This window comes from Massilia sp. CMS3.1 (genome assembly GCF_051262535.1).
Classification (GTDB): Bacteria; Pseudomonadota; Gammaproteobacteria; order Burkholderiales; family Burkholderiaceae_D; genus Telluria.
Genome location: NZ_JBIMES010000007.1, coordinates 62,970 through 87,140, shown reverse-complemented (window position 1 = coordinate 87,140; position 24,171 = coordinate 62,970). Strand labels below are relative to the sequence as shown.

16 protein-coding genes and 1 other RNA gene are annotated in these 24,171 nt (G+C 66.1%); 6 read left to right on the top strand and 11 right to left on the bottom strand.

All coding sequences use genetic code 11. The features are described 5' to 3' along the window. Nucleotides 1-109: 109 nt before the first annotated feature. The gene (locus ACHAC9_RS12955; RefSeq protein ID WP_435760412.1) at nucleotides 110-2,161 is read right to left on the bottom strand and encodes a putative bifunctional diguanylate cyclase/phosphodiesterase; all 2,052 of its coding nucleotides are present in this window, start codon (nucleotides 2,159-2,161) and stop codon (nucleotides 110-112) included. After that, nucleotides 2,154-3,320: an HDOD domain-containing protein gene (locus ACHAC9_RS12950; RefSeq protein WP_435760411.1), complete on the bottom strand. Its 1,167-nt coding sequence runs from the start codon at nucleotides 3,318-3,320 to the stop codon at nucleotides 2,154-2,156. Before ACHAC9_RS12950 ends, ACHAC9_RS12955 begins: the two co-directional genes overlap by 8 nt. Nucleotides 3,321-3,584: 264 nt before the next feature. On the opposite strand from ACHAC9_RS12950, the gene ACHAC9_RS12945 reads away from it, so the two are divergent. The 4 genes from ACHAC9_RS12945 to ACHAC9_RS12930 all read left to right on the top strand — a co-directional run bounded on the left by ACHAC9_RS12945 (nucleotide 3,585) and on the right by ACHAC9_RS12930 (nucleotide 11,061). Then, nucleotides 3,585-5,651 (top strand): carbon starvation CstA family protein, encoded by a 2,067-nt coding sequence (locus tag ACHAC9_RS12945; RefSeq protein ID WP_435760410.1) that lies wholly within the window; start codon nucleotides 3,585-3,587, stop codon nucleotides 5,649-5,651. Further along, a complete protein-coding gene (locus ACHAC9_RS12940; RefSeq protein ID WP_192054970.1) occupies nucleotides 5,651-5,848 on the top strand; it encodes a YbdD/YjiX family protein in 198 nt (65 codons plus the stop codon). The genes ACHAC9_RS12945 and ACHAC9_RS12940 overlap by 1 nt, the downstream gene beginning before the upstream one ends. Nucleotides 5,849-6,014: 166 nt before the next feature. Then, nucleotides 6,015-8,879, top strand: a complete 2,865-nt coding sequence (locus tag ACHAC9_RS12935; protein ID WP_435760409.1) for a response regulator — start codon at nucleotides 6,015-6,017, stop codon at nucleotides 8,877-8,879. A 13-nt stretch (nucleotides 8,880-8,892) separates the two neighbouring features. After that, nucleotides 8,893-11,061 (top strand): putative bifunctional diguanylate cyclase/phosphodiesterase, encoded by a 2,169-nt coding sequence (locus tag ACHAC9_RS12930; protein ID WP_435760408.1) that lies wholly within the window; start codon nucleotides 8,893-8,895, stop codon nucleotides 11,059-11,061. A 23-nt stretch (nucleotides 11,062-11,084) separates the two neighbouring features. Here the strand turns inward: ACHAC9_RS12930 and ACHAC9_RS12925 are convergent, their stop codons facing one another. Next, the gene (locus tag ACHAC9_RS12925) at nucleotides 11,085-13,487 is read right to left on the bottom strand and encodes a penicillin acylase family protein (protein ID WP_435760407.1); all 2,403 of its coding nucleotides are present in this window, start codon (nucleotides 13,485-13,487) and stop codon (nucleotides 11,085-11,087) included. Between the two features lie 191 nt (nucleotides 13,488-13,678). Here ACHAC9_RS12925 and ACHAC9_RS12920 point away from each other — a divergent pair, with 191 nt between their 5' ends. Beyond that, nucleotides 13,679-13,960, top strand: a complete 282-nt coding sequence (locus tag ACHAC9_RS12920; RefSeq protein WP_435760406.1) for a hypothetical protein — start codon at nucleotides 13,679-13,681, stop codon at nucleotides 13,958-13,960. Nucleotides 13,961-14,045: 85 nt separating this feature from the next. Here ACHAC9_RS12920 and ACHAC9_RS12915 read toward each other — a convergent pair whose 3' ends face one another. The 8 genes from ACHAC9_RS12915 to ubiD all read right to left on the bottom strand — a co-directional run bounded on the left by ACHAC9_RS12915 (nucleotide 14,046) and on the right by ubiD (nucleotide 22,745). Then, nucleotides 14,046-14,840 (bottom strand): DUF2334 domain-containing protein, encoded by a 795-nt coding sequence (locus tag ACHAC9_RS12915; RefSeq protein WP_435760405.1) that lies wholly within the window; start codon nucleotides 14,838-14,840, stop codon nucleotides 14,046-14,048. Then, entirely contained in the window at nucleotides 14,827-15,963 is a 1,137-nt protein-coding gene (locus tag ACHAC9_RS12910) for a glycosyltransferase family 4 protein (protein ID WP_435760404.1), read from the bottom strand. Before ACHAC9_RS12910 ends, ACHAC9_RS12915 begins: the two co-directional genes overlap by 14 nt. A 110-nt stretch (nucleotides 15,964-16,073) precedes the next feature. Next, nucleotides 16,074-16,664, bottom strand: a complete 591-nt coding sequence (gene recR, locus ACHAC9_RS12905; protein WP_435760403.1) for a recombination mediator RecR — start codon at nucleotides 16,662-16,664, stop codon at nucleotides 16,074-16,076. A 30-nt stretch (nucleotides 16,665-16,694) separates the two neighbouring features. Next, nucleotides 16,695-17,024, bottom strand: a complete 330-nt coding sequence (locus ACHAC9_RS12900) for a YbaB/EbfC family nucleoid-associated protein (protein ID WP_435760402.1) — start codon at nucleotides 17,022-17,024, stop codon at nucleotides 16,695-16,697. Between the two features lie 37 nt (nucleotides 17,025-17,061). Next, nucleotides 17,062-19,263: a DNA polymerase III subunit gamma/tau gene (locus tag ACHAC9_RS12895; protein ID WP_435760401.1), complete on the bottom strand. Its 2,202-nt coding sequence runs from the start codon at nucleotides 19,261-19,263 to the stop codon at nucleotides 17,062-17,064. Nucleotides 19,264-19,367: 104 nt separating this feature from the next. Continuing rightward, complete coding sequence (locus ACHAC9_RS12890) at nucleotides 19,368-20,840, bottom strand: methyl-accepting chemotaxis protein (protein WP_435760400.1); 1,473 nt, start codon at nucleotides 20,838-20,840, stop codon at nucleotides 19,368-19,370. 222 nt (nucleotides 20,841-21,062) lie between these two features. Then, nucleotides 21,063-21,161: signal recognition particle sRNA small type (ffs, locus tag ACHAC9_RS12885), an RNA gene on the bottom strand. A gap of 84 nt (nucleotides 21,162-21,245) precedes the next feature. Next, entirely contained in the window at nucleotides 21,246-22,745 is a 1,500-nt protein-coding gene (gene ubiD / locus ACHAC9_RS12880) for a 4-hydroxy-3-polyprenylbenzoate decarboxylase (protein ID WP_435760399.1), read from the bottom strand. 578 nt (nucleotides 22,746-23,323) lie between these two features. On the opposite strand from ubiD, the gene ACHAC9_RS12875 reads away from it, so the two are divergent. Further along, nucleotides 23,324-24,133 (top strand): transglycosylase SLT domain-containing protein, encoded by an 810-nt coding sequence (locus ACHAC9_RS12875; protein WP_435760398.1) that lies wholly within the window; start codon nucleotides 23,324-23,326, stop codon nucleotides 24,131-24,133. Nucleotides 24,134-24,171 lie beyond the last annotated feature (38 nt).

Here is a 24,171-nt window from a genome sequence, read left to right as displayed (position 1 = left end):
AAGTCCGGCATTATACATAAATCACTCTGTTGGGGGCAGGCAATCGGTAGGTTGCGGCGTCGGCAGTTCAAAGTTTGCGTATCAACGCGTGGACGGGGACCCGTCCACCCTACACCAGCAACCAGTTCTCCCGCAGGCATTGCTCAAACCTGGCCGCTGGCAGTGGCGCCGCATACAGGTAGCCCTGCACTTCGTCGCAGCCCGACGCGCGCAGGAATTCCAGCTGCTCGAGCGTCTCGACCCCTTCCGCAATCACGCGATGCCCAAGCTGGCGGCCGATGCTGATGATGGTGCTGGCGATCGCGCAATCGCTCGCGTCCTGCGGAATGCCGGTCGTGAACGAGCGGTCGATCTTCAAGGTATGGATCGGGAAGCGCTTCAGGTACGACAGGCTCGAATACCCGGTGCCGAAGTCGTCGAGCGACAGCGCCACGCCCAGCGCATTGATCCGGTCCATGATGCCGATCACGCGGTCGATGTCGTGCATCAGCGTGCTCTCGGTGATTTCCAGCTCGAGCCAGCACCCATCGAGCTCGTAGCGCGCCAGGGTGGCGGCAACGCGGGTCGGCAGCGACTCGGTGAATTCGCGCGCGGAGACGTTGACGGCGAGGCGGAACGGGCGCAAGCCGGCACGCTGCCAGACCGCCGCCTGGGCGCAGGCCTGCTCCAGCACCCATTCGCCGACCTGCACGATCAGGCCCGTGGTTTCGGCCAGCGGGATGAAGTCGATCGGCGGCACCAGGCCGCGCTCCGGATGGGCCCAACGGACCAGGGCTTCGGCGCCGATCAGGCGGTTGCTGCCGATCTCGAATTTCGGCTGGTAGTACAGCAGCAGTTCGCCGTGGCCGAGCGCGTGGCGCAGGCCCGACTCGATGCGCATGCGCTCGTGCATGCCCTGGTTCATGTCCAGGCTGTAGAAGGCAACGCTGTGGTCAGGATTCGCATGACCCTGTTTTGCGCGCGCCATCGCGATGTCGGCGTTGCGCAGGAGAGTGTCGGCCTCGATCCCGTCCTGCGGGAAGACACTGATGCCGACGCTGGCACCCACGCGCAGGTCGTGGCCTTCGATCAGGAAGGGCGCGTCGAGCGCAGACTGCAGCTTCTGGGCCACGGTCGTGGCCTCGAAGTGCTGGCGGATGTCGAACAGGCCGACCGCGAATTCGTCGCCCGCCAAATGCGCGACCACGTCTTCCTCGCGCAGCGTGGCGCGAAAACGCGCAGCGACCTGGCGCAGCAGTTCGTCGCCGATGCGCCGTCCCAGCGTGTCGTTGACCAGTTTGAAACGGTTCAGGTCGATGAACAGCACGCAGCCGGTCGCCTCGTTGCGCTGGACGACCGTCAGCGCCTGGTCGACCAGGCGCGTGAAGAGGGTCCGGTTCGGCAGGCTGGTGAGTTCGTTGTAATAGGCCAGGTGGTGCAGGCGCTCTTCGGCCAGCTTGCGCTCGGTGATGTCGGTCAGGTAGGCGATCAGGCCGACCGGGCGCTCCTCCAGATCGCACAGCGGCGTCAGCGACAGGCTGGCCCAGAAGATCTCGCCCGATTTTTTCCGGCGCTGGACTTCCATCATGCGCCCGCCCCCTTCGGCGAAGGCGTCGGGCAGGTTCTCGTCCTCGTCGACGTACAGGAACAGGATGCTCTGCCCCACCGCTTCGAGCGACGAGTAGCCGAACAGGCGCTCGGCGCCGCCGTTCCAGCTCGTGATGTAGCCCATCCGGTCGAGCGTGAGCACCGACTCGTGGATCTGGTCGAGGATCTGCGACTGGTGCGCCAGTTGCGCTTCGATGCCGGCATAGGCGTGGGTCGCGCGCCGGGCCAGCGAATGCACCTGCAGCAGCGTGCCGGTGAGGGTGGCGAGACCGGCCAGCTTGCGCCGGTCTTCGTCGTCGTAGTCGCGTCCGCCGACCTCGTAGCAGCCATAGTAAGCGCCGTCGGTATGAATCTCGTGCACCAGCTTGCCGGGCGGCGCGCGGCACGGTTCGGCGCCGTTGGGGTTCAGCGGATCGACCGCCAGGAAGCGCCCCTCGGGACTGGCCAGCAGGGCGCGCACGATGCGGCCGAGTTCCTCTGACAGCGCATCGCCGCGCAGGCGCAGCACGGCCTGGCTCAGCGCCGCACTGCAGGCCACGAAATCGTGGGTAGGAAGAACCAGGACGTCAGACATTGCGGCCCACCTGGATCGCCCATTGATACGCATGCAGCTGGCTGTCCCACCATGTGGCGGCATCGACGCGCGCGCGCGCCAGGGCCGCCGCGTCGGGACCGCGCTCGGTCATCAGCAAGCGCTGGCCCAGCACGCCTTCGCGCTCCAGCAGTGCAGCCGCCACGTGCTCGGGCAAGCGCAGTTCGGCGAGGATCTCGGCCATCGGCATGCCGAGCAGGCGGTCGAGCAGGGAGAAGGCGCCGGTCATGAAGGCCAGGTCCTGCGCGTCGCGCTCGCCCCCTTCGCGCTTGCACAGCAATTCCAATTGGGCGGCACGCAAGGCCGCCAGGGGCAACAGCAGGTTCGGCAAACCATCGGCTTCGTTGCGCGCATACAGCAGCAACTGCAGCCAGCGCTGCAACTGGCGCCGGCCGAGCACCGCGATCGCCTGCGCATAGCCGGTGATCGCGGTGTTGACGGCAAAGGCTGCCGAGTTGACCAGTTTCAGGAGGTGATACGACAGCGCCGGGTCCTGCTTGAGCAGGAGTTCGAGTTCGCGCGAATCGGCGTCCGTCGCCAACAAGGCGAGCAGGCCGAGGATGCGCCGGCGCGAGGCGCCGTCCTGCGCACGCTCACCGGTCTCGATGGCCAGCGGATAGTCGCCGCTGAACCAGGTGAAGCCGGCACGCGTGCATTCATTGAAGCGCGCCGCGCTGTCGACGCCATGCGCCAGGTGCGGCCCGCAGGGCGCCGGCAGGCGGGCGGCGGGCGGTGCGGCGGCGCTGCAATCGAGCGACACGGCACGCACCTGTGCCGGACGCGCCGCACCTGGCGGCAGCGGGCCGTCGAGCATCAGCCGGTAGCCGGCGTCGATCAAGGCCGCCAGACGCTGCGCAGTGCCCTCCTGGGCCAGTGCGCCGACGGCAAAAGCCAGCACAACCCGGTTTGGCGGCAGCAAGGTCAGCAAGTTGGGCGTGAGCTGGACCGGGTCGGCCAGTTGCAGCACGCAGTCGAGGGGCGCAATCTCCGCCAGCACGCCGGGCGCGCCGAACAGCGCCGGCACACCTTCCGGCACGCTGCCGGCCCTCAAGTCCATTCGGAGCGCCACCCACTCGTTCTGGCTGTTCGCCACAGGATGCAGGCGCACCATCGGGAGGGCATTCAAGTCCAGCAAAGCCATCGGCGTCTTCGAAGTAGGTAGTCCGACAATATTAGTCCAGCAGATGACTAAAAGCAATGTCGATGTTTCCGTGCGGATACTTTTACTAAGTGATAATACGTAGCGAATTGCTAACTCCATTGCTATCACTCACGGTTAAAATCACGCGCTTGTTTTTTGCATGATAGTGCAAGATACCGGGTCGGATTCCTGTCCTTTCACACTGCCGTTCCCAGCAGTGCGACGGATGCGCCGCACCCTTACGAGAAAACCTAAGGAGCCACCATGAAAAGTCTTGGAAATCGACTCGGCTGGGCGGCGCTCTCACTCTTCGGCGCCGGTGCGCTCGCCTACGTAGCCTTGCGCCGCGGCGAGTCCATCAATGCCGTCTGGGTGGTGGCGGCGGCCGTCTGCGTCTACCTGATCGCCTACCGTTTTTACAGCCTCTACATTGCCACCAAGGTGATGGGGCTCGACCCTACCCGCCAGACCCCTGCTTATAAATACAACGACGGCCTCGACTATGTGCCGACGAACAAGTATGTGTTGTTCGGGCACCACTTCGCGGCCATCGCTGGCGCCGGTCCCCTGGTCGGTCCCGTGCTTGCGGCCCAGATGGGTTATTTGCCGGGCATGATGTGGATCCTCGCCGGCGTCGTGTTCGCCGGCGCGGTGCAGGACTTCATCGTCCTGTTCATGTCGATGCGGCGCGACGGGCGCTCGCTGGGCGACCTCATCAAATCCGAGATGGGTGAGATCCCGGGCATCATCGCCCTGTTTGGTACTTTCATGATCATGGTCATCATCCTCGCGGTGCTGGCGCTGATCGTCGTGAAAGCGCTGACCGGTTCGCCATGGGGCAGCTTCACCGTGATGGCGACGATCCCGATCGCGCTGTTCATGGGTGTCTATTCGCGTTACGTGCGCGTGGGCCGCATCGGCGAGATCTCCTTCATCGGCTTCATCCTGCTCATGCTCGCCATCATCGGCGGCCAGTGGGTGCACGAGTCGCCAACCCTGGGCCCGATGTTCACCTTCACCGGCACCGAGCTGACCTGGATGCTGATCGGCTACGGCTTCGTTGCCTCGGTCATTCCGGTATGGTTGCTGCTGGCCCCGCGCGACTACCTGTCGACCTTCCTGAAGATCGGCACCATCGTCGCGCTGGCCATCGGCATCCTGCTGGTCGCGCCGCACATGCAGATGCCGGCCGTGACCCGTTTCGTCGACGGCTCCGGCCCGGTATGGTCGGGCAACCTGTTCCCCTTCCTGTTCATCACGATCGCCTGCGGCGCGGTGTCCGGCTTTCACGCGCTGATCGCGTCCGGCACCACGCCGAAGATGATCGAAAACGAAAGCCACGCCCGCCTGATCGGCTATGGCGCGATGCTCATGGAATCGTTCGTCGCCATCATGGCCCTGGTGGCTGCCTCGACCATCGACCCGGGCATTTATTTTGCGATGAATGCCCCGGCCGCCCTGCTCGGCACCACCGCGGAATCGGCCGCAGCGGCCGTTTCGAGCTGGGGCTTCGTGATCACCCCGGACGCGCTGACCCAGATGGCCAAGGACGTGGGCGAGCACACCATCATCTCGCGCGCCGGCGGCGCCCCGACCCTGGCGGTCGGCATGGCGAACATCCTGTCGAACGTCATCGGCGGCAAGACGATGATGGCCTTCTGGTACCACTTCGCGATCCTGTTCGAGGCGCTGTTCATCCTGACCGCGGTCGATGCCGGTACCCGTGCGGGCCGCTTCATGCTGCAGGACTTGCTGGGCGCGTTCGTGCCGTCGCTGAAACGCACCGAGTCGCTGCCGGCCAACCTGCTGGCAACCGGCCTGTGCGTGGCGGCCTGGGGTTATTTCCTGTACCAGGGCGTGGTCGATCCGCTGGGCGGCATCAACACCCTGTGGCCGCTGTTCGGCATCGCCAACCAGATGCTGGCCGGTATCGCGCTGATGCTGGGCACTGTCGTGCTGTTCAAGATGAAGCGCGGCAAATACGCGCTGGTCACGGTCGTGCCGACCATCTGGCTGCTGATCTGCACCCTGACGGCGGGCTGGCAAAAAATCTTCCACGAAAACGTGCGGATCGGCTTCGTCGCCCACGCCCAGAAGTTCCAGGCCGCGCTCGACCAGGGCCAGGTGCTGGCACCGGCCAAGTCGCTCGACGAGATGCGGCGCGTGATCTTCAACGATTATGTCGACGCCGCGCTGGCCGGCTTCTTCATGGTCGTCGTCCTCGCGGTGCTGTGCTACGGCATCCGCACGGTGATCAACGCGCGCAACAACAACAGCCCGACGGTCAAAGAGTCGCCGTTCGTCGCTGCACCAACGCCGCAGGTGCCGTAATGTTCTCCACCCTCGCCCAGGCCGGCCGCTATCTCGGGCAAAGCATGCGCCTGATGGTCGGCCTGCCGGAGTACGACACCTACCTGGCGCACATGGAGCGCGAGCATCCGGACAAGCCGGCGATGACGTACGAGGAGTTTTTCCGCGAGCGGCAGGAAGCGCGGTACGGCTCGGGGCGAAGTGGGGGCTGTTGTTAATCTGATGCCGCAGGCAATATCGGCGGCTTGAACACTTGCGCCCGGCGTGCGCTGTCACGCCGGGTAAGTCCCCCCTTCCTTCCTGCTTTGCGGCAACGCAAAGCCCCCCCCTCCCCTCCCACGTTATATTTTTTCTTGCAGGAATTTTCATTTCTGCAAGGAGGGCATGCGCGCACCCTTGGCGCCGGCCCGTATCGCCACGCCGCTCCTGCACATCGCCTCCATGCCGAACTTTGCGCGTTCCAGCCTGTACCGAAAACTGACGATGATGTCGCTGCTCTCGACCGGCACCGCGCTGCTCTGCGTGTTCCTGGCTTTTTCAGTCGCCTCGGTGGTCAACAAGCGCGAGAACGAAGGCCACCACCTGTCCTCGCTGGCCGGCGTGGTGGCCACCAGCAGTGCCGACGCGCTCATCTTCAACGACCGCGTCCTGGCGCTCACCCTGCTCGTCTCGCTCGAAGCCAAGCCCGAAATCTCGCGCGCCACCCTGTACGACCGCAAGGGCAAGCTGTTCGCCACCTATAGTGCGCCCACGCATGCCGGCGAGGCGCCGGCACCGAAGCTCGACGCCATCGACGAGGACACGCTTGCGATGGCCAACATTGAAGGGGGCAGGCTCACCTCGCCGCGCCTGCGCCTGTACCGGCCCGTGATCGGCGGCACGGCCCAGGTCGGCGTGCTCGTGATCGAACTCGACCTGCTGCCGATGTGGCGCGACATCCTGCGCAGCGTCGGCGTGCTCGCGGGCGCGATGTGTGTCTCGCTGCTGGTGTCGATGGTGCTGGCGCGGCGCTTCACGCGCAGCATCACCGAGCCGGTGACCAAGCTGATTCAAGCGGCGCAACAGGTGTCGGAGAGCCAGAACTACACGCTGCGCGTGCCGCACGCACGCCGCGACGAACTGGGCACCCTGATCGACAGCTTCAACGACATGCTGGCCCAGATCGAGGGCCGCGGCGCCGCCTTGACCACGCACCGCGACGAGCTCGAACGCCAGGTGTCGGTGCGCACCGAGCAGCTCGAGCGCGCCAAGAACGCCGCCGAAGCGGCCAGCCGCGCGAAGAGCGCCTTCCTCGCCACCATGAGCCACGAGATCCGCACCCCGATGAACGGCGTGCTGGGCATGACCGAGATGCTGCTCGGGACAGCGCTCACCGAAGCGCAGCGCAACTACACGCGCCTGGTCAAGCGCTCGGGCGAGCACCTCCTGGTGATCATCAACGACATCCTCGACTTCTCGAAAATCGAGGCCGGTAAACTCACCATCGAATACATCAACTTCAACCTGTGGGACCTGCTGGAAGACATCCACACGGTCTACACGCCGCAGGCCCAGAACAAGGGCATCGCGCTCGACTTCGACATCGCCAACGACATCCCGGTGGCGATCTGCGGCGACCCGAACCGGTTGCGCCAGATCATGGCCAATTTGCTCGGCAACGCGATCAAGTTCACCGAGCAGGGACGGATCGAGGCGCGGGTGCGCGTGGCGAGCGAGGACAGCCAGGCTGTCATGCTGCGCTTCGAGGTCATCGACACCGGCATCGGCATTTCGCGCGAGGCGCGCGGGCGCCTGTTCGAGGCTTTTTCGCAGGCCGACGATTCGACCACCCGCAAGTTCGGGGGCACGGGCCTGGGCCTGGCCATTTCCAAGCAGCTGGTCGAACTGATGAAAGGCGCGATCGGCGTCGACAACGGCGCGAAGCAGGGTTCGGTGTTCTGGTTCACCGTCAGCTTCGACAAGCGCCGCGTCGATCCGGACGCGCCCGGCGGACAGCAGCACACCCTCGACGGCATGCGCGTGCTGGTGGTCGACGAAGACGAGACCACGCGCATCGCGCTCGAACGCCACCTGGCGGCCTGGGACCTTGCCTGCGAGGGCGCGGAAAGCAGCCGCGCCGCGCTCGACCGCCTGGCGACCAGGGCGCGCGCCGGCCAGCCGTTCGACGCCGCCATCATCAACATGGAACTGACCCAGTCGAGCGGCCTGATGCTGGCCGCGACCATCAAGGCCGACCCGCTCACGCGACCGACGCGCCTGATCCTGCTCAGTCCCGAGCGCCTGGCGGCCGACCCGGTGCAGCGGCGCGAGGCCGGCGTGGCTTACCAGCTGATCGAGCCGGCACGCGCGGCCGACCTGTTCGCCTGCCTCGGCACCCGTCCGCGCGGCCTCACCGCGCCCGCCCCCCAGTTCCTGCCGCCGCCACAGACGCCGCGCGGCGAAGGGACGGCGCGCATACGGCGCGTGCTTCTGGCCGAGGACAACCCGGTGAATGTCGAAGTGGCCAAGGCCATGCTCGAGAGCCTGGGCTTGCAGGCGCAGGTGGCGCGCAACGGTCTCGAAGCGTTGGAGGCCGTGCGCAGCAAAACTTTCGAGGCGGTGCTGATGGATTGCCAGATGCCGGTGATGGACGGTTTTGCCGCCACTGCGGCGATCCGCAGCGAGGAGCAGGATGCAGGCCGTCCGCGCACGCTGCCCATCATTGCGATTACCGCGAACGCGCTGCAGGGCGACCGCGAGGCCTGCCTCGCCGCCGGCATGGACGACTACCTGTCGAAACCCTTCAGCCAGGCCGAACTGGCCGGCGTGATCGGACGCTGGATCGCATTGCCCCTGTCGTCGAATGTGCACCACGACGAGGCCACGCCGACGCTGCCGCCGGAAGCGCGCGAAGTGATCCAGCGCGTCGTCATCAACGCCCGGGCGCTGGAAAACATCCGCGCGCTTAGCGAGCATGGAGGCGACGCGCTGGTGCAGAAAGTGGTCCGGGCCTATGTCGGCGACGTCCCCCAGCATCTGCGCACACTGCGCCGGGCCATCGGCGGGCAGGACGCCGATACCGTGCGCCGGGTCGCGCACAGCCTGAAGTCGGCCAGCGCCAACGTCGGCGCCGAGACCCTGGCCCGCCTGTGCAAGGACCTCGAACAAATGGGCCGCACCGCCAGCGTGACGGGGGCGGCCTCCCTGCTGACCGACATGGAAGAAGAGTTCCAGGCGGTGCGGCAGTCACTGAATGCCACGATCGTCTAGAGAAGGAAACACGATGCCAGCCTCCCCTTCCCCACAACGCGGTGTCGTGCTGGTCGCCGACGACGATCCGGTGATGCGCCTCCTGATGCTCGAGATGTTGCAACAGGTCGGACTGGACGGCATCGAAGCCGAGGACGGGCGCCAGGCGCTGGCGCTGGCGCGCGAGCGCAGGCCCGACCTGATCCTGATGGACGTCGAGATGCCGCACCTGGACGGCTTTGCCGCCTGCCGCGCGATCCGCCGCAGCGACGGTCCCGGCGCTTCGGTGCCGATCGTGATGGTCACCGGCGGCGATGACATCGAAGCCGTGACCAGCGCCTACGAGGCCGGCGCCACCGATTTCGTGTCGAAACCGATCAACTGGCCGATCCTCGGCCACCGCGTGCTGTACGTGCTGCGCGCCAGCGACGCCATCGCGCGCCTGCGCATCGCCGACGCCCAGAATCGCGCCGTGCTGGCCGCCATTCCCGACACCTTCTTTCGCATGAACCGCGACGGCTTCTATCTCGATTACGAACCGGGGCGCGGCTTCCCGAGCCGCGAGCGCGATGGCGCCGTACCCTTCACCAGCGAGCGCTGCGTGGGCCGCCACATCAACGAAGTGCTGCCACGCGATATCGCCGCGCGCATCATGGAGCACCTCATCGAGGTGCTGCGCACGCAGCAAATCTGCTCGATCGAATACGAGCTGCTGCGCTTCGGCGCGACCCAGCATTTCGAGGCGCGCCTGGTGGCTACCGGTCCGTCCGAAGTGCTGGGCCTGGTGCGCGACATCAGCGAGCGCAAACGCAGCGAAGAGCAGATCCGGCGCCTGGCCTATTGCGACAGCCTGACCGGCATCCCGAACCGCCAGGCATTCCTGGAGACGCTCGAGCGCGAGCTGCAGCGTTCGAAAGTCGGCAATAAAAAGTTCGCCGTGCTGTTCATGGACCTCGATGCCTTCAAGCGCATCAACGACACACTCGGGCATAACGTCGGCGACCATCTGCTGAAAATCGTTTCCGAACGCCTGCGCGAGACGATCCGTCCGAGCGACCTGGTGTCACGCAGCGAAGCCCTTCCGGACGCCCTCGCGCTAGCCGAACCCGCTACCTCCACCACCAACCTGGCGCGCCTGGGCGGCGACGAGTTCACGATCCTGATTCCCGACCTGGAGCGGGTCGAGCATGCACTCAATGTCGCACACCGGGTCAAGGAAGCGATGCGCCGCCCCTTCCTCATCGACGGCAACGAGATTTTTGTCACCGCCAGCATCGGCATCTCGCTGTTTCCGGAGGATGGCGACGATTGCAATTCGCTGCTCAAATTCGCCGACACAGCCATGTACCACGCCAAGAACTGCGGCAAGAACAACGCCAAGCTGTACAGCTCTTCGCTGACCATGCAGATCATGAGCCATGTGAAGCTCGAAGTCGGATTGCGCCGCGCCTTGCAGAACAACGAACTGTACCTGCTGTACCAGCCGCAGCTCGATGTGCGCACCCTGGAAATCGTCGGCGTCGAGGCGCTGGTACGCTGGCGCCATCCCGAGCGCGGCATCATCTCGCCGACCGAATTCATCCCGCTGGCAGAGGAAACGGGCCTGATCGTGCCAATCGGCGAATGGGTGCTGCGCACCGCCTGCAATCAGGCGCGCGCCTGGCAGCGGGCCCTGCACCGCTCGGTGCGCATGGCGGTGAACCTGTCGGCCAAGCAGTTCAAGGACGAAAACCTGTCGCAGATCGTGCTTTCCGCGCTCGATGAAACGGGGCTCGACCCGAAGCTGCTGGAACTCGAACTCACCGAAGGCACGCTGATGGACGATGCCAAGGCGACCATGGTCACCCTCGAGCAGCTGCGCGGCATCGGCGTCTACCTGTCGATCGACGACTTCGGTACCGGCTACTCGTCGATGAATTACCTGAAGCGATTCGACGTGCGCGCCTTGAAGATCGACCGCAGCTTCATTTGCGGCCTGCCGCAGGACTCGGAAAATGCGGCGATCACGCGCGCCATCATCGCGATGGCCCATGGCCTGAAAATGGCGGTCGTCGCCGAAGGGGTCGAGACCGACGAACAGCTGACCATGCTCGAGCAGTACGGCTGCGACCTGGTGCAGGGCTTCTTCCTTGGCCACCCGTCGAGCGCCGACGCAATCACCGAGATGCTGGGCCCGATGCGCCTGATCTTGCCGGCCTCCTGAACCATCCGGCCTCGTCCGAAGGTTCAGCGCGCCGGCGCTAGCGTCAGCGTATGCCGGGCCGGCCCCGGCAGCAGCGGCAGCGGCCGGCCCCGCACCCAGTCGGCATGCCCATGCAGGAAATATGGCGATAGCGGATGGCCGCTTTGCCCGCCCGGCATGTTGTAGAGCCCTGCCTCCTCACGTCCCGGCGACACCGTCATCCGTTCCGATTGACCGAACTTCGGGCCGGCCACGCGCGGCATGTGGGCGTCGCCGGCCAGCTGGTCGGGCGGTACGCCGAGCCAGGCTTTCAGCGCGGGCATCGCCAGGGCGATCGGATGGGCAAACGCAGCCGTGTTGCGCGCACCCCAGGTGGCCTTCTCGATTGGCACACCCTCGCGTTCCAACTCGGCGATCACCCGGTCGACCGCCGCCAGCTGCACCTCGCGCCAGCTGCGCTGCCCCGGCGGCAACCAGCCTGCGGGTTGTTCGTCGAGGAGACGCGCCAGCACCGCCGGCCAGCGCGGGTTCGCCAGCGCCATCGTCGCCTTCGGGTCGAGCGCCGCCATGTGCGCGTTGGCGCCGGCGAACAGCAGGTCGTGCAGCGCCCACATGAAGTCGCGCGCCAGCCGGTAGCCGACCGACTCGACATCGGCGCGGCCGTTCCAGCTGGTCGCGAGCAAACGCCGGAAGACGGCGCGGCGCGGCTGCTGCGCCACGCTCGCCTTGTCTAGCACACCCAGTGCCCGCTCGCGCCAGCCGGCGATGAAGAGCGCGCGGTCGTCCAGCGCCACCGCAAAGGCGCCCGCCTCGTCGGTGCGGGGACCCAGCCGGCGCAGGCGGTCGCGCAGCTGGCTGCTGCGGGCGCCGAGATCGAAGCCGCCATCGCCCAACAGTGCGCTGCCGGAGCCGAGCAGCTGGCGGCTGTTGGCGCTCGACAGCTGGCCGTCGGGCGGATTGACGACACGCGGATACTGTTCGGGCGCGAGCAGGCCGTTCCAGGTGGGGTGTGCGGCGCCAGCCTGCAACGGAAAACTCGCCTCGCTACCCGGACTGTCCCGCCGCGGCAGGCGCCCGGCAATCGTCCAGCCGATATTCCCGGCAGCGTCTCCGGCAATGAAATTCTGGGCCGGGATGCCGTCGATGGCGGCAATGGCCAGCGCCGCCTCGACCGTTCGGGCCTGCTCCAGCCGCAAATGATTCAGGTTCAGCGCGCCCGGATCGTGCGCGACCCAGTGCAGCGCCCAGCTCTTGCCGCCCACCTCGCGCAGCGGACCGAAGCCGCTCTCGCGCACCACCAGCCGCTGTGCCGGCCCGCCCTTCACCGCGATCGTTTCGACATGCTCGGCGGGGCGCTCCCATCCCTTCGGGGTGCGCACCTCGCCCGGCCGTCGGGGGTCGAACTGGACTTCGACCAGGTCCAGATAATCGCCATAGCTGTTGGTAAAACCCCAGGCGACGTTGCCGTTGCTGCCGGCAATCACCAGCGGCGGCGCGCCGGGCAGCGTGACCCCGACCAGGCGCAGCGTGCCGCCCTGCCCGTCCGGATAGCGCAAGGCCAGCCGGTACCAGATGTTCGGCAGCTGCAATCCGAGGTGCATATCGTCGGCGACGATCGCGGCGCCGGTCGCGCTGCGGCTGCCTGCGATCGCATAGTTATTACTGCCGACCATGTCGCCGCGTTCGAGCATGGCAATCGGCGCTGGCCGCGCGGGCACGCTGCCCCACCAGCCTGGCGCCGAGGCCGGCAGCGGCGCATCGGGCGGCGCGGCCATGCCGTCCAGCGGCGCGTCCCAGCGCGATGCCTGCGGAAGCAGGAAGGCCAACTGCGCCGCATCGCTGTGAGAGCGCAGCCAGCCGCGCGCCAGTTCGCGCGGCTCCTGGCTGCCCTGCAGGTCGATGAACATCGCCCACACCGCCAGCAGCGAATCCTCGGCGCGCCAGGGTGCCGGCATGGTGCCCGTCAACAGGTATTCGAAGGGCCGCGCACCGAGCGCGTCGAGGCCGTGGTTGACCCCGGCGACATACCTGTCGATGAAGGCACGGTCCGCGCCCGGCAGCGCCGCCAGGACGCGTGCAGCCCGGGCGCGGAAGCGGTGCAGGCGGCGCGCACGGTCGAGCGGCAAGGCGCGCGGACCGAACAGCTCGGCCAGCTCGCCGCCGGCGGTGCGGCGCAGCAAGTCCATCTGGAAGTAGCGCTCCTGGGCGTGCACGAAACCGGTGGCGTAGGCGAGGTCAAGCCGGTTGGCACCGCTGATGGAGGGTACGCCCGCGACGTCGCGCGCGATCGTGACGGGCGCGGCCAGCGCGGCAGCGGTGCGCTTTCCGTCCAACTGCGCCAGGCTGGCGCGCAGCAGGAGCCAGGCGCCCAGCGCGGCGAACAGGGCGAGCGTCAGAAGGACCAGTACCAGACGCCGGGTCCAGGTTTTCCAGCTGCGCGGCCGCATCGCTCCCCCTGTTATTGTTCTTTATCCGGATAATCTTGCCTGAAAAACCACACCAGGGAAAGCCGGTTGCATGGTTTCATCCGTGTCGCATGGCGGCCTGAGGGGGCGTGTCCGATTGGATCAGATCGAGCAATGTTCTGCTTCTTGCGCTAAGCTCGAAACCAGTGATATTCACCGCAAAGGAGTTCGCAATGCGTACAACCATCGTACTGGCGGCGGCACTGCTGCTGAGCGCCTGCGCCACTCCGCAAGAACGCGCGGCGCGCAAGCAGGCGGAGATGACGGAAATGATCGCCGTCTACGGGCCGGCCTGCGACCGCCTCGGCTATGCCCAACAAACCGATCAATGGCGCAGCTGCATCATCAGCCTGAGCACGAAGGACGAGGTGCAGCGCTATGGAAGCCACGCCGGGTATGGCGGGCCCTGGGGCGGACGTCACTGGGGTAGCGGGTTCTGGGGGCGGGGCTGGTAAGTCGCCGCCACCGAAGCTGGAAACGCCGAGCTGACGTAGGGTGGCTCGCAGTCCCCTACCTTACGCCACTGTGCGGGGCCGACGGCTAAGGCACCGGCGACAGCGCCAGCAAGCGCCGCGCGCACTCGGCTTTCGTGATGGCCTCGCGCGTAGCCAGCACGCGCTCGACCAGGCGCTGTGCATGCGCGACCAGGCGCGGGTGGCGCACGTCAGGCGGATGCAGGCTGAAGCGCATCAGCGGCGCCTGCGCCATGCAGCGCGCGGCCAGGCTGGCGGCAAGCGGCGACAGCGCCCGCCCGGCAATGTTGCGCGCGGTATAGACGAGCGAGGGCGCGAGCACCGATCGTCCCTGGCGCAGCAAATGAAAGCGCGCGAACGTCGTGGTGTAGGAAAACGCGAACTCGGGCAGCACGCGCCACGACGCCTCCCCCAGTAGCCACGCCGGCGGCACGAAGCCCGAGACCGGCCAGTCGCGCTGTCGGAACCATTCGAGGCCCAGCGCGATGCGCTCACGCGCCTCTTCGGCTGCCAGCGCCGCGAATTCGCCTTCGCGCTGGGTGTAGACGCCGCGCAGGAAGCGCTGGCGCAAGCTGACCGTCCGCTCCCCCGTATCGAGATGGGTGTACCCATGCAGGGCCAGTTCGTCGCCGCGCGCCAGCGCCGCGTCCAGGCCGGCGCGCATGGCACGCTCGTCGCGCTCGTTACCTGGGCGCCCGTGGTAGCGCGGCACCACCAGCCAGGTCAGGCGGATGTCGGCCGCCTGGCGCATGGCCCGCGCCAGACGCGCGCATTCGTCCCAGGTGCAGGGCGCGACGTCATGGATCGACACGCACAGCATGGACGGCTCGGCCAGGGCGGAATGCGCTTCAGTCGGTGACACAGATGCTCCTCGTCCCAAGTTCATCCTGGCCGCGCGTGCCAAGCACGCCCTGGTAGCGCCGCATCACCTGCGGCAGGATCTCGTTCCAGTCGTAATACTCGGCCGCCTTGCGGCGCGCGTTGGCGCCCACCAGGCCGAGGTCGCGCTCGTAGATGGCCTCGATGGCGCCGGCCAGGCTGTCGACGCAGTTCGGCTGCGCCAGGATGCCCGTGTGTTCGTCGACCAGCTCGGCCACCCCGCCCTGCGTCGTCGCCACCACCGGCAGGCCGCAGGCCATGGCCTCCAGCACGATCAGGCCGAAGGTTTCGCAGTCTCCGGGATGCACCAGCATGTCGCAACTGGCCAGCAGGCGCGCCAGGTGGCGCTGGTTGCGTTTGAACGGGACATAGGTGATCTGCGGATAGCGTGGCAGCGCGAGACCGTCGCCGACCATGAGCAGGTGATAGGGCCGGCCGAGTTTGCGCACGGCTTCGATCAGGATCGGCAGTTTTTTCTCGTGCGTGAAGCGCCCCGCGTATACCAGCAGGCGCGCATTCTCGGGCAGGCGCAGGTGGGCGCGCAGCGTCTCGACCCGGCGCGACGGGTGAAACATGCTGCTGTCGATCCCGAGCGGCTGGTGGCGCGCGTCCGGCACGCCCATCTCGTGCAGTTGTTCGACCATGGTGCGACTGGGCGCGAGCACGAGGTCGAACTGGCGGTACAGGTGGGACAGGTATTTGCAGGTGACGCCTTCGGCCGCCTGGCCGAAGCGCGGGCGCACCAGGCGCGGCAGGTCCGAATGGTAGAAGGCGATCGCCGGCACGCCAAGCCGGCGCCGCAAGCGCAGGGCGGCCCAGGCGCTGTGGCCGGCGTCGCCGGCCTCGATCAGGTCGGGTTCGGCCTGGCGCAGCAGGCGCGCAGGTGCACGCACCGAGGTGGGCATGCGAAAGCCGTTGATGCCAGGCAGCGCCACGGCAGGCACGCGTACCAGGGCAGGTGCTGCGCCGCCGCTGTCGACGTTCGGGCTGAGGATGGTGTGCTGGACGCGACCATGCTGTGCAAGCCAGCGTGCCTTCGCATTCAGGTAGGTGCTCACCCCATTGCCTTCGGTGGCGTAGAACATCGTAATATCGACGAGGTGCATGCTTGCAGGTCCGCTGTAGTTCAACCCACGATAGCAGCGGACTTTTGATGCGGATTGCGCGCACGCAAACGGCCACCGCCGTCGCGGGCTATCGGGTTCTTGTCAGAAGATTATGCACTGCGGCGATCCAGCATGGCGCGCGCTATCGTGCCTGCATCGACATACTCGAGCTCGCCACCGACGGGCACCCCACGCGCCAGGCGGCTGACCTTCAGCCCGCGCGCCTTGAGCATCTCGCTGATGTAGTGGGCGGTCGCTTCGCCCTCGTTGGTGAAATTGGTGGCAAGCACCACCTCGACGACGACGCCATCGGCCGCGCGGCCCACGAGCTTGTCGAGGTGCAGGTCCTTCGGACCGATACCGTCGAGCGGCGACAAGCGTCCCATCAGTACGAAATACAGGCCCTTCCAGGTCAGGGTCTGCTCGATCATGATCTGGTCGGCCGGGGTTTCGACGATGCACAGCAAGCTGCGGTCGCGCGCCTCGTCGGAACACATCTCGCACACTTCGGTGTCGGCAAAGGTATTGCACAGGGCGCAGTGATGCACCGAGTCGACCGCCTGGTACAGCGCGCGCGAGAGCATGGCGGCGCCCTCGCGGTCGTGCTGGAGCAGGTGAAAGGCCATGCGCTGGGCCGATTTCGGGCCAATGCCTGGCAGGCGGCGCAGCGCCTCGGTCAGGAAGTCGAGCGACTTGGACATATCAGGCGTGGCCCCGCGCACTCGCGTGCATCAGAACGGCATCTTGAAGCCAGGCGGCAGGCCCGGCATGCCGGCGGTCAGTCCGCTCATTTTTTCGGCGGAAGTCGCTTCGGCCTTGCGCACGGCGTCGTTGAAGGCGGCGGCGACCAGGTCTTCCAGCATGTCCTTGTCCTCGGCCAGCAGCGACGGATCGATCTGCACGCGCTTGACGTCGTTCTTGCAGGTCATCGTGACCTTCACCAGGCCGGCGCCCGACTGGCCTTCGACTTCGATGAGGGCCAACTGATCCTGCGCCTTCTTCATGTTGTCCTGCATGGCTTGCGCCTGTTTCATCAAGCCTGCGAGCTGGTTTTTCATCATGGTGTGGTTCTCCAATAAATCGGTTGAAAGGGGGTGGTCAGACCGGTGGGCGCACCGAGCCGGGCACGACAAACGCGCCCAGCACGCGCTCCATCTCCTGGACGAACGGGTCGCCGGCGACGATCGCCTCGGCCAGGCGCTGGCGCTCTTCGCGCGCGGCTTTGGCCTCGGCGCTGGCCGTGTACCAGACCGGACCGATTTCGGTCTCGACGGTGATGCGTTTGCCGGCAAAGATATCCTGCAAAGCCGCCTGCAGCTTTTCGCTGTTGCCGCTGGCGCGCAGCGTATCGACCGGCACGCGCAGGCGGAACACGGCGGAACCGGCATCGGCATCTGCGTCGGCATGGCAGTCGATCAGTTCGGTCTGCAAGGCCAGCTGCTGCGACACGCCACGCAGCGGCAAGGTCGCCGCCAGCGCCGGCCAGTTGCCGTCCCAGTCAAGGCCCGGGACCGGCGTGACGACGTATTCATGCGCCGGCCTGGCCGGCGCACGTGCGGCGACCGGGGCGCTCACCGGCGCGGTGACGGCTGCCGGGGCGGCTTCGTTGGCGACAGCGGTATTGTCGGAAAAATCGGTGGCCCAGGATGGCGGCTCGTCCTCGGCCGCCGCGTTCCCGGCCGGGCCACGGGCCTGCGGCTGCTCGCGTGCCTGGGCCTGCGCGCCCGGTTGGTCCCAGGGCGGCGTGCCGCCCTGCTGCTGCACGGCAGCCGGGGCGGCAGGCGCGCCCGGCGCCGCGATGCGTGATCCGGAAGGGGCGGACGGTGCGGCACCCGGGCCGACGTTGATGGGACGTACCGATGCGGGAGGAGCCGCCGACGCCGGCGAACCGGCGGAGGCATCGGCGCCGGGCCGCTTGGCCGGTGCACGCTGCCCTGAGGCCGCGCGTGCAGCTTCGAGCGCCGCATTGATCGCGGCGCGGGCGGAATTCATGGCTGGCGCGGGATTGGCGGGCGCGGGATTGGCGGGCACGGGCGCGGCGGCGGCGGGCGCTGCCGGGGCCGGGGGAGCCGGACGCACCGGTGCAGCGCTGGTATGACTGGCCGCGCTAACCGACGCGGCAGCCGACGCGGGACGCGCAGCCGGCGCACTACTGCGCGGCGCGGCGGCCGCAGGCGCGGCGACGCGCTCGGCGCCGCCCTGCCCCGGGCGAAACGCCAGCATGCGCAGCAGGGTCATGGTGAAACCGGCGTACTCGTCCGGCGCCAGGCCGATCTCGTTACGGCCGTGGACGGCGATCTGGTAAAACAACTGCACTTCCTGCGGATCGAAGGACCCGGCCAGGCGCAGGATGTCGCCAAGCTCAGGCAGATCCTGCGGCACCGCGTTTGGCACCGATTGCGCCAGCGCGATCCGGTGCAGCAAGGTACCGAGGTCCTGCAGCGCGCCGTTGTACGACAGGCTGCGGCTGGCCATCTCGTCGGCCACGGCCAGCAAGTCGGCGCCATTTTCAAGCGCCAGCGCATCGAGCAGGCGCACCAGGTAGGACTGGTCGAGCGCGCCGAGCATGCCCTGCACCGCTTCCAGCGTGACCGCGCCGGCCGCATAGGCGATGGCCTGGTCGGTCAGCGAGAGCGCGTCGCGCATCGAGCCGTGCGCGCCCTGGGCCAGCAGGCGCAGGGCAGGCTGTTCGAACGTGACTTCTTCCTGGCCCAGGATGTTTTCCAGGTGGCCGACGATGTGACCGGGCGGCATTTGCTTCAGGTTAAACTGGAGGCAGCGCGACAGCACCGTGACCGGGATCTTTTGCGGGTCGGTGGTGGCGAGGATGAACTTGACGTGCTCGGGCGGCTCCTCGAGCGTTTTGAGCATCGAGTTGAACGCGTGGTTGGTCAGCATGTGCACCTCGTCGATCATGTAGACCTTGAAGCGTGCATTGCTCGGTGCATACACGGCCTGCTCGAGCAGCTGGGCCATCTCGTCGACGCCGCGGTTCGAGGCGGCGTCCATCTCTATATAGTCGACGAAGCGGCCGGCGTCGATCGCGCGGCAGGCTTCGCAGGCACCGCAGGGCTGGGCCGTGATGCCGCCCGTCCCGTCAGGGCCGATGCAGTTGAGCGACTTGGCAAGGATACGCGAGAGCGTCGTCTTGCCGACGCCACGGGTGCCCGTGAACAGATAGGCATGGTGCAGGCGCCCAGTGTCGAGCGCATGCGTGAGCGCGCGCACAACGTGCTCTTGGCCAACCAGCGTGTCGAAATTCTTGGGGCGGTATTTGCGGGCGAGGACTTGATAGGACATGCTGCGATTTTACCGCAGATGGCCCTGGGTGCGAACTTTCCCGGCTGAGGGAAAGTTCGCACGGCAGGCTTGACAGAACAGCAAACCGGCTGGCTTGTTTCGGATTACGCGGCCAGCAAGGCCGTGCGCTTGGGGGCAATTTTTTCTGCGCCCTTGACAGCGTCAAGATGGAACACCGCCACTACCTCGGCCAGGTGGGTCGCCTCGTCCTTGAGGGCGCCGGCCGCGGTCGCCGCGTCGCGCACCATGGCCGCGCTGTTGCGGGTGTCGTCGTCCATTGCGCCGATCGCTTCGCTGACCGCCGCAAGCTCCTGTGCCTGCTCGCGGCTGGCGCTGCTGATCTCGCCGATGATGCCTGACACCTTGTGCACGCTCTCGACGACTTCATCCATCGTGCGCCCGGCCTGCTGGGCCAGCGTGCTGCCGGCGCTGACCTGGGCCACGGACTCGTCGATCAGGGCCTTGATCTCGCGCGCGGCGCTGGCCGAACGCTGCGCCAGGTTGCGCACTTCGGAAGCGACCACCGCAAAGCCGCGGCCCTGCTCGCCCGCCCGCGCCGCTTCGACCGCCGCGTTCAGGGCCAGGATATTCGTCTGGAAGGCGATGCCGTCGATCACGGTGATGATGTCGGCGATCCGGCGCGAAGAAGCGTCGATCGCTTCCATGCGCTCGACTACTTGCGTCACCACCTGGCCGCCGCGCGTGGCGACGTTCGATGCCGACCCGGCCAGCGCGTCGGCCTGGCGCGCGTGCTCGGCATTCTGGCGCACGGTAGTCGTCAGTTCCGCCATCGAAGCGACCGTGGCCTGGATCGAAGCGGACTGGCGTTCGCTGCGCTGCGACAGTTCGGCATTGCCCTCGGCGATCTGGTGCGAGGCGGAACTGGTGGTGTGCACGCTGTGCTGGACGCTGGTCAGCGCCCGGCCGAGTAGGGCCACCACCTCTTGCAGCGCACGGCCGCTGTCGCTTTGCGCCGGCAACTGGGCGCGCAGGTCGATGGCGCCGTTGGCTGCCTGCAAGGCCGCAACGCTGACGCGCAATTCGGCCGACTGCAGCGCCTCGCGCTGGAGAATCCGGGCCAGGTAACAGAGCACAATTGTTTCGGCGACGACATAGCCAGCATGCACCAGCACCATGCCGATACCCGGCTCGGTCAGGCAGCGCACGCCATAGCCAAGCTCCTGCAGGTAATTGAAGGACAGGTGGTGGACGGCGATCAGCCCGGCCGCGACGACGATCACGCTCCAGTCGCGGTAGCACAGCAGGAAGGCCAGTGCCACGAACAAGCCGAAGTGCAGCTCGTCGCGCCCGCCGCCCTGGTGGATGTGCAGGGCGCACATGACGACCAGCGCGAACGCGGTTGCCATGCGGGTGACGCGGGCGCCGCCGGCCGTGAGCGTCAGCAGCGTGGGAATGGCAGCGGCGGGAATGCCAACCGCGAGCGCCAAGCCGAACGTGTCATGCATCTGCGAAAGTGCCAGGGCAATGCCCAACATTGCCCACAGAATGATGACCATCAGGCGGTCCGCCTTGTGCGCATGCTGGCGCAGTACTTCGTCGACGTGCAAGTTGCTCATCCCGGTCCCCGACTCAATGAAATTATTGGAATTGGGCAAGATTACAGCAAATAGTATTTACGATCAGCAATAATTGGTGAGAATCCGGGTCATTGTGTCCCGGAAACTACGCAATTTGATTATGCTGACAATTGTTTGTCGTATTAAAACAATTGTTTGGAAGGCGTGACGAGACTCGGCGGCTGGAGACTGTCAAAAAACGGGGAGGGAAAGTAAAACGAAGGAGGCGAGCCTGATCTGCGGCACTTGCGGTGAACGGCTTTGGCTGCTTCGTTCCCGACCTGACCAGGTAAACCATGCCACAATGCGCAGGGGCCCGCCAGCCCGCATTATAACCGAGACCACGCGCTTGTGGCGCCGTTTTTATTCTGACGAGAAACGGGTGCTGACGAGCCACCCTTTCGATTAAATACCCAGCTCCTGCCAGATAGCATCGACCCGCGTCTTGACGTCCGCCGACATCGTGATCGGCGTACCCCACTCGCGGTTCGTCTCGCCCGGCCATTTATTCGTGGCGTCGATGCCCATCTTGCTGCCCAGGCCGCTGATCGGCGAGGCGAAGTCAAGGTAGTCGATCGGCGTATTGTCGACCAGCACCGTGTCGCGCATCGGATCGACCCGGGTCGTGATCGCCCAGATCACCTCTTTCCAGTCGCGCACGTCGACGTCCTCGTCGACGACGACGATGAACTTCGTATACATGAACTGGCGCAGGAAACTCCAGACCCCGAACATGACGCGCTTGGCATGCCCGGCGTACTGCTTCTTCATCTGGACCACGGCCATGCGGTAGCTGCAGCCTTCCGGCGGCAAATAGAAGTCGGTGATCTCGCTGAACTGCTTTTGCAGCAGCGGAATGAACACTTCGTTCAGCGCCACGCCCAGCACTGCCGGCTCGTCGGGCGGCTTGCCGGTATACGTCGAGTGGTAAATCGGATCGCGACGCATCGTGATGCGGTCGATCGTAAATACCGGGAAACTGTCCTGCTCGTTGTAATAACCGGTATGGTCGCCGTACGGACCTTCCATCGCATGCTCGAAGCCCGACGGGTGATTGGCATCCGGATAGATATGGCCCTCCAGTACGATCTCGGCGGACGCGGGCACGCGCAGCTCGCTGCCGATGGCCTTTGTCAGCGTCGTGCGCTGGCCGCGCAGCAAGCCCGCGAACTGGTATTCCGACAGGCTGTCGGGCACCGGCGTGACCGCGCCGAGGATGGTGGCCGGATCCGCGCCCAGGGCAACCGCCACCGGGTAGGGCTGGCCCGGGTTGGCGATCGCGTGCTCGCGGAAGTCGAGCGCGCCGCCGCGGTGCGCCAGCCAGCGCATGATGACCTTGTTCGGCCCGAGTACCTGCTGGCGGTAAATCCCCAGGTTCTGGCGCTTCTTGTTCGGTCCCTTGGTGATCACCAGGCCCCAGGTGATGAGGGGCGCGACGTCGCCCGGCCAGCAATGCTGGATCGGCAGGCGCCCCAAATCGACGTCATTGCCTTCCCAGACGATTTCCTGGCAGGCGGCGCCCTTCACTTCCTTCGGCGCCATATCCCATACCGCCTTGACAAGCGAACCGAGGCCCATCAGGTCTTTGAAACCGCGCGGTGGCTCAGGCTCCTTCAGGCGTGCCAGCACGTGGCCGATGCGGCGCAGCTCGCTGACGCTGTCGGCGCCCATCCCCATCGCCACGCGTTGCGGCGTGCCGAACAGGTTGGCCAGCACCGGAATCGTGTGCGCTGCGCCGCCCGGCCCAGTCGGTCTTTCAAACAGCAGCGCCGGTCCGCCGGCACGCAGGACGCGATCGGACACCTCGGTCATCTCGAGATGGGTAGAAACCGGGGCGGTTACACGCTTTAATTCGCCTGTTAGTTGCAATTGGGACATAAAATCCCGAAGATCTGAATATTTCATCAAGTTTTGCTTGTTTTTTCGATTGCTTGAGGTTAATCAAATTGCGCCGCCAAGTGATTGATTTGGCAAGGTATTACTGGGCTCACGGCAAGAAGTCAGATCTAAAAGTAATAAAGCGCAGTCGTGCTAGTATTGACTTGGTATAAACGACCTCCTACAATCGCACCTACTTGATGAGACGGCCCTTTTAAAAGCAGATTGTAGCCGCTCTCATTACTTCACGGGGTCGGGGCCCCAACGACATTTGTAAGGAGTGTTTTCCACCAGGCGTCTGCCTGAACCCCCGACACAGTTGTTGAGCCACTGGTCCGTACCCGCCCTGGGCGTCGGCCAGCTGAAGCAAAGCAATGACGGCGTTTTGGTCTTCCTGCTGGAAGCCCTGACGATTTTTCTGATGCACGGCATTGGTACCTCCGTAGCGCTTAGCGCGCCACGACGGGATCCTTTTCGCCGCGACAAAGGGGACTTCGATGATCAATCGTATGTTCGGCACAAGCGCAAAGCTTGTCCAATCCATGGCCAACCAGCCAGTCACGTTTTCACACGTGAGCAAAACGGTACGTGGTCTGTTGACCACAATGCAACACACCCTGACCGTGTTCGGTCTCTCGGCAGTGGCGGTACTGGCCCTGCTCTACACGAACCCGGATGCAGCTAAAACAGTGTCCGAACTGCTGCACCCCGAAGCCGTCGCATCCGCGCCCGCCCATGCCGTCATCGCCACCGCTACAGCAACGCCGGCGCAGGACCTTGCGGTGGATACGACGCGCGCCCAGCTCGAGGTCAAGCACCTCGGCAACAGCAAGCAGCAGCAGGACGTCACCTCCTGGCTGGCCAAGCGCTACCGGGTAGCGGGCGACGCTGCCAACATGCTCGTCTCGACGGCCTACATGACGGCGCACGAGATGAAGCTCGACCCGCTGCTGATCCTGGCCGTGATGGCGATCGAATCGGGCCTGAACCCGTTCGCGGAAAGCCCAATGGGTGCCAAGGGCCTGATGCAGGTCATGGCCAAGGTCCACCACGACAAGTTCCAGGAAGTCGGCGGCGCCCAGGCTGCGCTGAACCCTGTCGCCAACATCCGTGTCGGCGCGCAGATCCTGAAGGATTATGTGAAGCGCACCGGTTCCGTCGAAGGCGGCTTGAAGACCTACGTCGGCGCTGCCGACATGGACGATGATTCGGGTTACGGTGCCAAGGTGCTGGCGGAATATCACCGCCTGAAGCAAGTTGCTGGCGGCAAGAAGGTTCCGACCACTAACGTGGCACGTCCGTCACAGATGGTGGTCAAGTCGACGCCGGCCGCTGCCCCAGCAGCCCCGGCAACGCCGAAGACTGAAGAACCGGCCGTCGTCGAGCCGCACACGGAAGCGCTGGCGACGCTGTAAAGCAAGGAAGGTTCACTTCTATTGTCACTGCTCGCCGT